This is a genomic window from Methanospirillum stamsii (assembly GCF_003173335.1).
Lineage (GTDB): Archaea > Halobacteriota > Methanomicrobia > Methanomicrobiales > Methanospirillaceae > Methanospirillum > Methanospirillum stamsii.
Window position 1 is genome coordinate 148,672 of the sequence record NZ_QGMZ01000004.1, and the last position, 11,123, is coordinate 159,794.

8 protein-coding genes are annotated in these 11,123 nt (G+C 32.9%); 2 read left to right on the plus strand and 6 right to left on the minus strand.

Annotation, left to right across the window (positions count from 1 at the left end):
* Window positions 1-27: 27 nt before the first annotated feature.
* The 6 genes from DLD82_RS01500 to DLD82_RS01525 form a co-directional block, all read right to left on the minus strand.
* Entirely contained in the window at window positions 28-984 is a 957-nt protein-coding gene (locus tag DLD82_RS01500; RefSeq protein WP_219968282.1) for a glycosyltransferase family 2 protein, read from the minus strand.
* Window positions 977-2,902, minus strand: a complete 1,926-nt coding sequence (locus DLD82_RS01505) for a hypothetical protein (protein WP_146199653.1) — start codon at window positions 2,900-2,902, stop codon at window positions 977-979. Before DLD82_RS01505 ends, DLD82_RS01500 begins: the two co-directional genes overlap by 8 nt.
* 367 nt (window positions 2,903-3,269) lie before the next feature.
* Window positions 3,270-4,202, minus strand: a complete 933-nt coding sequence (locus DLD82_RS01510; RefSeq protein WP_109939327.1) for a GDP-L-fucose synthase family protein — start codon at window positions 4,200-4,202, stop codon at window positions 3,270-3,272.
* Between the two features lie 104 nt (window positions 4,203-4,306).
* Window positions 4,307-6,286 (minus strand): glycosyltransferase, encoded by a 1,980-nt coding sequence (locus DLD82_RS01515; protein ID WP_109939328.1) that lies wholly within the window; start codon window positions 6,284-6,286, stop codon window positions 4,307-4,309.
* Window positions 6,287-6,314: 28 nt separating this feature from the next.
* Entirely contained in the window at window positions 6,315-7,103 is a 789-nt protein-coding gene (locus DLD82_RS01520; RefSeq protein WP_146199654.1) for a hypothetical protein, read from the minus strand.
* Between the two features lie 317 nt (window positions 7,104-7,420).
* On the minus strand, window positions 7,421-8,278 hold the full coding sequence (locus DLD82_RS01525; protein WP_181391191.1) for a glycosyltransferase family 2 protein: 858 nt from the start codon (window positions 8,276-8,278) through the stop codon (window positions 7,421-7,423).
* A gap of 112 nt (window positions 8,279-8,390) precedes the next feature.
* Here DLD82_RS01525 and DLD82_RS01530 point away from each other — a divergent pair, with 112 nt between their 5' ends.
* Window positions 8,391-9,740, plus strand: coding sequence for a radical SAM/SPASM domain-containing protein (locus tag DLD82_RS01530; RefSeq protein WP_109939331.1), 1,350 nt, complete (start codon window positions 8,391-8,393; stop codon window positions 9,738-9,740).
* Window positions 9,741-10,230: 490 nt separating this feature from the next.
* Window positions 10,231-11,088 carry an Rpn family recombination-promoting nuclease/putative transposase gene (locus DLD82_RS01535; RefSeq protein ID WP_109939332.1) on the plus strand — a complete coding sequence of 286 codons (858 nt, stop codon included), beginning with the start codon at window positions 10,231-10,233 and terminating at the stop codon, window positions 11,086-11,088.
* Window positions 11,089-11,123: the final 35 nt, after the last annotated feature.

Sequence of the window (11,123 nt, forward strand, 5' to 3'; positions counted from 1 at the left end):
ATATTCAGACTTATCTATTTATATTCTCTATTTTCTATGATAATTTTGTGAGTAATCGATAATATATAATGGGCGACATTTTACTTCCTCATAAATTCGTCCAATATATTCTCCCATGATTCCAAGCGATAAAAGTTGTACACCTGAAAGAAACGTTATAAGAACAATTGTCCATGTCAGACCAGGTGTTAATTCAGCATGAAGAAATATTTTCTCAATTAGTATCCACAATCCCAAAATGAATGCACCAATAGCAATAAGGCCACCAGTTAGAGTAGCCAGTTGCAAGGGACGAATTGAGAAACCAACAATTCCATTGATTGCTATCTTGAGTGAGCCAACATATCTATTGTAATTAGAAATTCCCGAGGCACGCTCATCCCGATCATATTCAATAAAATCCTGCTTGAATCCAACAAATGCAACCATGCCTCGTAAAAAACCATGGGATTCATGTAGCTTCTTTAACTCGTCGATTACGATCCTGTCCATGAGACGAAAGTCGCCCGTATTTGGAGGGATATCAACATCAGATATTTTATTTATTAATTTATATCCAAACCTGGTTATCGCTTTTTTAATCAGGGTCTCCCCTTTTCGGGAACGCCTTTTGGCATAAACTACCTTGTATCCTTCCTCCCACTTTACAATCATTGAGATAATTAGTTCTGGCGGATCCTGGAGATCAACATCAATCACGACACAGGCATCACCATTACAATAATGAATGCCAGCCATGGTTGCCGCAGGTTGACCAAATCTTCGGCTAAATTTTATAAGACGAATTCTTTCGTTTCTGTTAATCTCATTTAAAATAATTTCCTCAGTTTTATCAGGGGAGGGATCTAAGCAAAAAATTATTTCATATTTTTCAGTTACTTTATTTAATACAGTTTCTGTTCTTGAAAGAAAATTGAGAATATTTTCTTCTTCTTTGTATACAGGGACGATTATTGAAAGAAATTTCTCCATGTTTTCACTCATTTTTAATAATATTAATTTTTTCCATGGCTATTGATAAGGTCCTTGGATCATTCATCGGAAGAATGAAATCAAATTCCGGATGAAATTTCATCGTGTTATTCCCTCTTGGAATGTCAATAGATTCAATAATACAATAACCAGATGAGTTACATTCTTTAATTTTTTTGTCATTTAACATAATGTCAAAGAATTTCCCTTCAGGATTAATCAAAAAGTAATCTACTGTAATTTTCACATTTTTCTCATAACTTAAATTAATAAATATTTCAGGATCCAATCCCTTATTTCCTCCCCACCTCCAATGATTAAAATTTGAACCTTCCAATGTATACCAGCCCTCTCCTAATTTAACCTCATTTAAAATATTAGAGGGAATAATTCCATACATATTATTTATCTTAATAATTTGTGAGTAATTTACGATATCGTCCAATCGGTGAAGATTCACATCTCCAAGCATTTCATTTTGTTTATTATAATAAGTATCTTGAGAGAGATATAATGGAACCTTATCAAATAGGAAATAAATAATCCACATGTCCCAATAGGACGGATCCCAGATATTCAATGATTTAATTTCATGTTTTTCAAAATAATCTGATAATTCAATAGTTGATTGTTCTAATGCTTTTCCAGGTGTTTGTGAAAAATATATACCAACAAAAAAAATACTCATGACAATTAAAATCACAATTATGGAGACTATTTTTTGCACCAACTCCAATTTTTTAAAATCAGATAAAAATTTTCTGATATTTAACAAATTCAATTTATAATCTGCAAAGTAATAGCAGGCCACTGGTAACAATAATGGAAGAAAAAATCCTACCAATTTTTGAAGTTTATAAGAAATAACGGAATTGATATAAATTGTCTGATATAATAGAAAAAGATATGAAAAAATAAAAACTGTAATAATTGCTAACATAAAAGAAAATAACTGCGACTTTTTTAAAGAAAATTTTTTAATTGAACAATAAATTATCCAAAGAACTATTATCGATGCAACAATGTGAAAGAATAGTAATTTATCACTCCATAGGACTACTCCAAAAATGGAGGAGGGAGTAGGAAAGGGCATTGGGATCCCAGCAATATTAAGGCCATAAAATGTAGTTATTTTAGAAATCGTAGAATCAGGTTGGATAATTATGGCAATTACGAAACTAGATAATAATAATAGAAATGATGGAAAAATTTCTCTTTGAAATTTTAAAAAATAAAAACGAATAATATCAAATTTAGAGGTTAAAAATTGTAAAGTAATATCATTTTTAGATTTTATTGACAAAACAAAAGAAAATAATAAAAATAAAATCGAGACTGCAAAAAAGAAGGGGAGGTAATTAATATAAGTTATTATTAACGAGAAAATAAGTGCAGTAAAAACGGGGATATAGAATATGATATCTTTTAATTTTTTAAATGAACCATATCCAATATACAGAGTAAGGAATAAAATGATAAAAAAACCCATTGAAATTATATTGCCAAAATGATATACATTGACTAACCAAATAATGTTAAAATTAAAAACAAACAGGCAGGCAATAATACATGCAATTTCTTTTCGATAATTAAAGCATGCGATTAGAAGAATCCAAAGTAATATTGCATCCAATAAGATGAAAAAATGAATAAGAATATTTTGAACTTCATAAATCTCTAAAGGGAAGAAAAGAACAGGAATTACTGGTGCAACATATGGGGAATATATATTTTTTAAACTATGTGCATAATGGTTTTTATGAACAAATGGGTTTTGAATAATTAACTCGGGATTATTTTTTAGAGAAATGTCTTTTGAAATAATTGCATAATGTATTTGGTCAATCCCAGTTGTATAAGATGTCAATTGATTTACTGAGGATAAATATGGAATAATAAAGATTAAACAAACCGCCGCAAAAATTATCAATAAATATTTCCGGGATTCATATGTCCAAAGAATTGATTCAATAACAGATTGTTTTTTTACTAAAACCGAAATAATCAATAAAAAAAAGGCAATCAATAATAAATAATCAGAATAATTGGATATCTGCTTTAACTCATTTTCTGTAATTATCCAGGTACAAAAGGAAAAAAATGTGAGCCCGATAAACGGGCAACAAATAAGTGAGTATTTCAAAAGTTCTCTAGGAAATATCAAAAATGTTAATCCAATTCCAAAACAACTAAAAATTAGCCATATACTAAAAAAAACCAGAAAATAACTAATGTCAAAAAATGTCATTTATTTAAAAATATTTATTTTTTCTTGATAATATTGCTGATTATGTAGTTTAAAAATTACAATACCATTCAATAGTCCGCTTTAATCCTTCTGAAAAATCAACTTCTGCATGAAAACCAAAATACTTTTGAGCTTTACTTACATCCAGGCATCTTCTTGGTTGGCCATCTGGTTTTGAAACATCATACCTGATCTCCCCTTTATATCCAACAACTTCCTTAATTATTTCAACAAGTTGCTTTATCTGTATTTCGTTTCCAGCCCCTAAATTAACAGATTCATTGCCATTATATTTTTCCGTCGCAAGAACAATTCCTCTCGCAGCATCTTCAACATACAAAAACTCACGTGACGCCGAACCCGTCCCCCATACTTCTACATAGGGCTCATCATTTTTCTTAGCTTCAACAAATTTTTTGATCAATGCGGGGATTACATGGGAACTTTCCGGATCAAAATTGTCTTCAGGTCCGTAGAGGTTTACAGGTAGAAGATAAATCGCGTTAAACCCATATTGCTGTCTATATGCCTGTGCCTGCACCAATAGCATCTTTTTCGCTAATCCATAAGGGGCATTTGTTTCTTCCGGATATCCATTCCATAATTCTTCTTCTCTGAATGGAACCGGTGTAAATTTTGGATATGCACAAACAGTTCCCACTGCAACAAATTTTGATACTCCTGCAATGCGGGCTGCCTCCATTAATTGGATACCCATTATCGCATTATCATAAAACAAATCCCCGGGATGTTTCTGGTTATATCCAATTCCCCCAACTTTCGCGGCAAGATGAATTATTATGTCAATTCCCTTAACAACCTTTATACAATTTAAATTATCCCTTAAATCACAATCTTTACTTCGTGGAATAACAATATTCGATGGAACAGCTCCCCTCTGAATCATCTGTTGTATCACATTTTTTCCAAGAAATCCAGCTCCTCCTGTAACAAGTATTTTTTTATTTTCCCAGTAATTCATTTATTCACCTAACCAATATTGAATTATTAAAAGGCTAATACCATGAACATTGCCAATTCTCTATAAAGAATTATTTTTCTCCTTATTACATGTTTCCTGATTCATTAAAAAATAAGATGTTTCAAATATTTGGCTTTTTGATTTAAAATAATTTTTTTAAAAAATTCCTGTACGTACTTAAGATTTTTCTTATTAATAAATAAAAATTCAAAAAAGACCGATGGATAAAACCAAATATTATGTTTTCCATTCAATTTAAAATCAATTAATCCATAAACCCAGTTTATTGGAACATACCCATAATTCCTATATACTGTATCTATCGCCTCCTCCTGCACTTTCCGTTTCTGAGAGAGCGTTTTATTTTGAATGTATAAACGAGAATGAGCGATTACATATGGGATATAGAGGAATCTATGCATGTTTCCCAATCTCATCCATAAATCATAATCCATACAAAATTGTAGGTTCTTATCTAAACATCCTACCTCTATTAATGCATCTTTTCGGATAAAAGCAGATGGTTGGCAAATATAACAATACTCTGCTAACCTTTCATAATTAAATATCTCGGTGGGATATCTTTCAATAAAATCTCCGATATCTGAAATATGGGATGCTTCACCATATACCACATCAATATCTGGATTTTTTATTAACGCTGAAACAGCATTCCGAATAGCATGTGGAGCATATATGTCATCCGAATTGAGCCACCCGATAATATCTCCTTTTGCCATTAAGATCCCTTTATTAACAGCGTCTGCCTGTCCTTCATCTTTTTCAGATATCCAGGTAAACTGATTTGTATAGGACTGTAAAATGGAAACGGTTTCATCCGTTGAACCTCCATCAATTATTATATATTCAATATTTGGATAACTCTGTGAGAGTATGCTTTCAATGGTCTCCTTAATAAATCTCCCTTGGTTAAATGAAGGAGTGATTATTGAAACCAAAGGAAGTTTCTGGTTTTTTTCACTATTCTTTATTGTTTCAGAGAAAGCGTCTAATGTCCTTTCTGATGTAGAACTCCAGGAGAATTTTAATGACTGAATTTTTCCCTTTTCAATGAGCTCATCCCGAATATCAGGATTATGAATTACCAAACTTATTTTTTCTGCAATATCCTCTGGGTTTTCAGGATTAAACAAAAGTGCAGCTTCTCCCACAATTTCAGGAATACTCGTCCTATTAGAACAGACTATAGGGCAGTTACATCTCATCGCTTCAATTAATGGAATCCCAAATCCTTCAAATAAAGATGGAAAGACAAGAATATCTGCACGAATGAATATTTTTTGCAAATCCCTTTGATCAATATAGCCAATTATATGAATATACCGGGATAATTTCTCCTTTCGGATTAATCGGATAATTTCTGGATCCATCTTTTTTTTCTGCCCGGTTAAAACCAGATGGACCTTTATTCTATATTTAGTATGAAGGATTGAAAGAGCCTGAATCAGGACATAATGATTTTTATGTTTCCAAAAGTTAGCAGGATAAAAAATATACTGAAATGGTAATTTATACTTTCTTAAAATACTTTTACTCTTTTGATAGGTATCTGATTGAAATGTTGTACTTGCATCCAGGTGGATTACTTCAACTTTCTCTTGTTGAACATCATATGATGAAACAATGGTCTTTTTCGAGTATTCTGATAGCGTGAGAATTTTATTTGCATTTTTTACTGAAAATTCAAAACTTTTTTCTCTTAGATCCAGGGCCTCTTTAGAGAAAAATTCAGGGTAGAATTTATGTTGCATATCAGGAATCGTGACCACAGATGGGATCAAAATATTTGTTGGTTCTAAATTAAGTAAGGGACAGAATAAAAGATCAAGATCGTGGTCATGTACCTCTTGAAGAAATTCGATACCTCTGTTTTTTTTCTCAATCAGAATTTTTGTAATTTTATGAGGTAACTCCGGAAAAGTTACATAATTTTGTTTATTTAAGAATAAATAAAACTCTACATCGTCTCTTGAACTAGAATATTGAATGAGATTTCGAATATATTGTTCCATGCCCCCAATATGCCCGGGTATTAAATCCAAAAGATTGACTCCGATTCTCATAATAATATCCTCAAATTTGTACTTATTCTCATAAACTTTGATTATTTTTCAAAAAAATATCAGAAATTAAATATATTGAATTATTAATTACGTTTACTACCGGCATATCACTAATAACCTGTAATCTCTTTTCACCAGAAATATGTGAGAGATTACCTTCTTCATCTCTTGATTCCCGATATAAACTCATCACATACCCTTCTTTTGCTGAAAGAGAGGGAAGTCCGGACGAGAGATCTTTTCGGACAAAAAATGCATTATTCCCTGCACTGTTCGATCCTACAAAAACGTATCCCTTTTGTTCTGCTAATCTGCATAAAGCAGGAAGAGAAGCACCATAATAAAGATTAGAATAATGGGCCTGTGTCCTCTGGAAATTTTGATTATAGGGAATTGAAATAGCCTTTTCTGCCCCAAATATACTATTGTATTCACAAATTACAATCCTTGGAGATATCACAGAAATTGCTTCCCAGACCCAGTAATCATTTCCATCAATATCAATACTTAAAAGTCCAATATCCCCAACAATTCCCTCACCTTCTAATAATGAATTAATATTATCCCGGTGTACAAAGCTTGCTATTGCCTGCAATTGGTATTTCCAATAAATCTCACTTGATTTAATATCTTTTATATTTTTTTCAGATGAATCGATTACAAGGCCTTTCCAATTGTTGGCAATTAATAAAAATCTGGTATTTGATTCACGATAATTTTCTACTCCAAACTCTACAAAAACCTGGTTTTTAATTGGAACCCTTTGTATCAGCCATTGAATTATCCCATCTTCACCCCATTGGGAAAAAACTTTCATTTCCGTTTTATGGATATCATTGATTGAATCATAAATTAAATTCTGGATAATAGATTGTGCAATAAGAATCTTCAATTCACTATTTAATCGTGATAAATTTAATTCAATTTCGAATATCCGGGAAAGAGTTTGATCACATCTTTGTGAGCAATTAGAAAATTTTTGTTCTCGTCTATGAATTATTCTATTAATGGTATTTGGATTCAAATTTTTAATGAAATTATCAATGATTTTTTTTATTGAAATAATATCAAATCACCTTTTAATTTTTATTGAGATTCAATAAATTATCAGATTCATATTTGGGTAAATTATTGTTAATATTCATCTTTAAACCTTTTTGCACTTTCAGATTCCTTCCAAAAGGGGATTGGAGAAAAAACAAGATGGGAGATGAAAAAGGTAATTAATCTTGCAATTTGATGAACAATTAAATAGTTTTTCGTAATGGTGAGGAGTGTTGCACACCCATAGAGAAAATATCCCGGGGGATATCGATAATTTCCATATTTTCGCATTACTTTTACGATTTCCTTAAACCTTTTTATTCCCCCAGTACTAGTTTTGGTTTCATCATACTCGCGAGAACATGCTAAATAATCATTGATATACCCAACTGGGTAGCATTTTGAAAGTTTTATCCAAAGATCCCAATCCATACACCAATGCAAATTAGTGTCAAGTTTGCCAACCCTAAAAAATGCTTCCTTCTTAAAAAAAGTTGTTGGCTGCATGATATAATCAGATTTATGGACCAATGTCCATTCATCAAATTCTTGTGTACAAGGAAATCTTCCATGATTATTTCCATTTTCATCAATGAGGTATCCTTCACCATAGACTAACCCATAATCCGGATAGACCGTGAAAAAATCGACGGCTTTTTGAATTGCGTCTTCTAAATATATATCATCAGAATTAAGCCATGCAATTATTTCCCCATTCGCCATCGAGAACCCTTTGTTAATGGCGTCAGACTGACCATTATCTTTTTCAGAAATCCACTTGATTTTACTCTCGTATTCTTTTATTATTTCTAGCGTATTATCTGAAGAACCACCATCGATGATGATGTATTCAATATTTGGGTATTTTTGATTTAAAACACTCTCAATAGTTTGACGGATAAATCTTCCCTGGTTATACGAGGGAGTAATGATTGATACAAGTGGCAAAGAATGCATAAAGTAACCTATTTCTCATTAATTAGTTCACTAATGGTTTAATAATGAGTACCAATAATAATATAGATGATCAAAAACACTCAATAAGGAATTTTATTAAAATATGAAAATTACTAATATTTTTAGAAATAAATCCCAAAATAGTGAGATAGCCAGACTATCAAGAAAAATTAACAAAAGAACGTACTTTGATAAAAAAGTTAGAATTGGTACATTCCCAAATTATCTCTTAATTGAACCCACAAATTTTTGTAACCTTACCTGTCCAATGTGCCCACGCAACCTGATGACCCGGAAGGTTGGATACATGGAATTCTCTCTTTTCCAAAAAATTATTGACGAAATTGGAGGGAAAGTTGATTTCATATACCTTCACTTTTTTGGGGAATCATTATTCCATCCAAAAATTGAGGATTTTATCAATTATGCTGGAAAAAAAGGGACAACCCTGTCTTTATCAACAAATGCTACGATTTTAAATGAAAAAAACCGTGAAAAAATTTTCAACAGTAATTTAGACCATTTAATTATTTCCCTGGATTCTCTCCAAAAAGAAACGTATGAGAAAATACGGACAGGGGGAGATTTTCAGAAAACTCAGGAGAATCTTAAGGCCTTTCTTGATGAATATCAGGATCACAAACCAGACCTCAATATTACTATTCAAGCTATATGCCTGGATGAAAATAAACCTGAACTTGAATCTTTCGTCAGATGTTTTCAAAATATTGATGGAGTGCATGTAACTCTGAAAAATTACCATTCTTTTGCAAACCAAATGGCACCAGGCCCAAAAGGCACTCCTATGAATAGCCACCTTTGTATTGAACCATGGCGCGGGATGGTAATTACCTGGGACGGACGTGTTGTGCCTTGTTGTAATGATTACGATTGTAAATGTGTATTGGGAAATGCAAATGATTCGACTATTCAGGACATCTGGAACTCTCCAGAATATCAACACTTTCGATCGTTACATACATCCAATCAAAAAGATACTATCCCATTATGTAAACATTGTGACCCCCCTTATGAAAGTCTGAATATACGTGATATATTTTCCAGATTTAACCCATCATTTTTTGAAATGAACTGTTATTTTAATCGGGGTATTTATTCTGGTGAGATATCAGATGAGAAAAAGTTTTTTTGGACTGAAAAAAAATTTGAAATACTTGTTCAGGATAGAAGCAGAGATGTGACTTTCTTTCTCAGGAATAATTCACCATTCTCTGATGGAATCAATGCAGACATATATTTATTTGATAAAATGGTAAAAGCGGTCAAAATTATTAAAAGGACGAAGGTTTTTTTGGAGACACCACCGGATAAAAAGGGTAGACTGCTTAAATATCGGTTTGTCCTTGATAAAACCTGGTGCCCGAAGGATTTTAATGAAAATAGTGAGGATACAAGAGAATTAGGCATAATAATTGAGGATATAGTTAATTAAGATCCGGGAGAGTTTATATTAAACCGCACTACACACGCAGTGATAAAAATGCCAGATCGATTGACGAATTATTAATTTTTCAAAAGGTTTTCAATTTTTCTGTAATAGATATTCTCAAAAATAAGACGGGATTTTCAACCTTTATTCTCCGTTTCACAAAAGGAACCTGATTTCTCAAATGTGTTTCCTTCCTGTGAAATTTTTAAGATGACCTATATAGACGTTTATGGTCGATCAGCGAAAATAGAAACCTTTTGGTAAAACTGAATACTCTGCCCATTTTTAACAAATGTTCAACTGATCGTTCGTACCACTCAGTTAGATCGTCCTCACTGTTCAAGATCAAACGGTCAGACTGTTCAATCGGGCCGTTATTTACACTAGACTTATACCACTCCAGTTCGGAGTATAGACAACCCGAACCGATACGATGTATGAATCATAGATTTCACAAATTTTTTACCCAATTCCATCACACAGGTCAGGGCTCATGGCAGGAATTATTACCAGTCATTCACAGTACCTTTTGTTTCCACAAAATGACTTTGTCTTCAAGGTGCTCTTTGGGTCTGAAGACTCGAAACATCTGCTTTCATCCCTGCTTGATTCGATCACAGGCGAACAGAAATCAGGCATCACTTTGAAAAACCCATTTCTTCTGCGAAATTATCCGGATGAAAAAGAAGGTGTTCTGGATATCAGACTGACCACGGGGAACGGGGAGCAGGTCTTTATTGAAATGCAGGCAGAACGACACAGAGCCATTCATAAAAGGATGCTTTTTTACTGGGCCAGGGCCTATGGAGCTCAGCTCATAAAGGGGAAGGATTATGATTCATTGAAACGGACTACCGGTATCTGTATTCTTGGTCATTCCTGGTTTAAAGATACTAAACCGGTATCCTGTTTTCATGCGTTGGAAAAGAGCAGGTATGAACCGATCTGTATCGATTTTGAACTTATGTTTATACAGGTGGGAAACTCTAATAGTAAGCAGGGCATTACTTATAATAACGACCCTTGGGCATGGAGAACATTTTTAGGAGCAGAAACTGAAGAGGAGATGATCATGGCAGCAGAAGCAAGTGAAGCGGTACATGAAGCGTACAATAAACTGAAGGTAATCAGCCAGGATCCTATTATAAGGGCGTATAGCGAAGCACGGGAGTTGTGGCTCATCGATCAGACGATAAGGGAGAATGAGGCAAGAAGAGAGGGCAGAGAAGAGGGGAAAGAGGAAGCAATTCGCGAGATGGTTATCAACATGAATAAATCAGGAATCCCCATCGAATCAATTGCCGCAATAGCTAATCTTTCACTTGAAGAAATCAGAAAAATAGTTAAATGAATAATCGGATTGTAACCCTAATTCCCATCGATTTC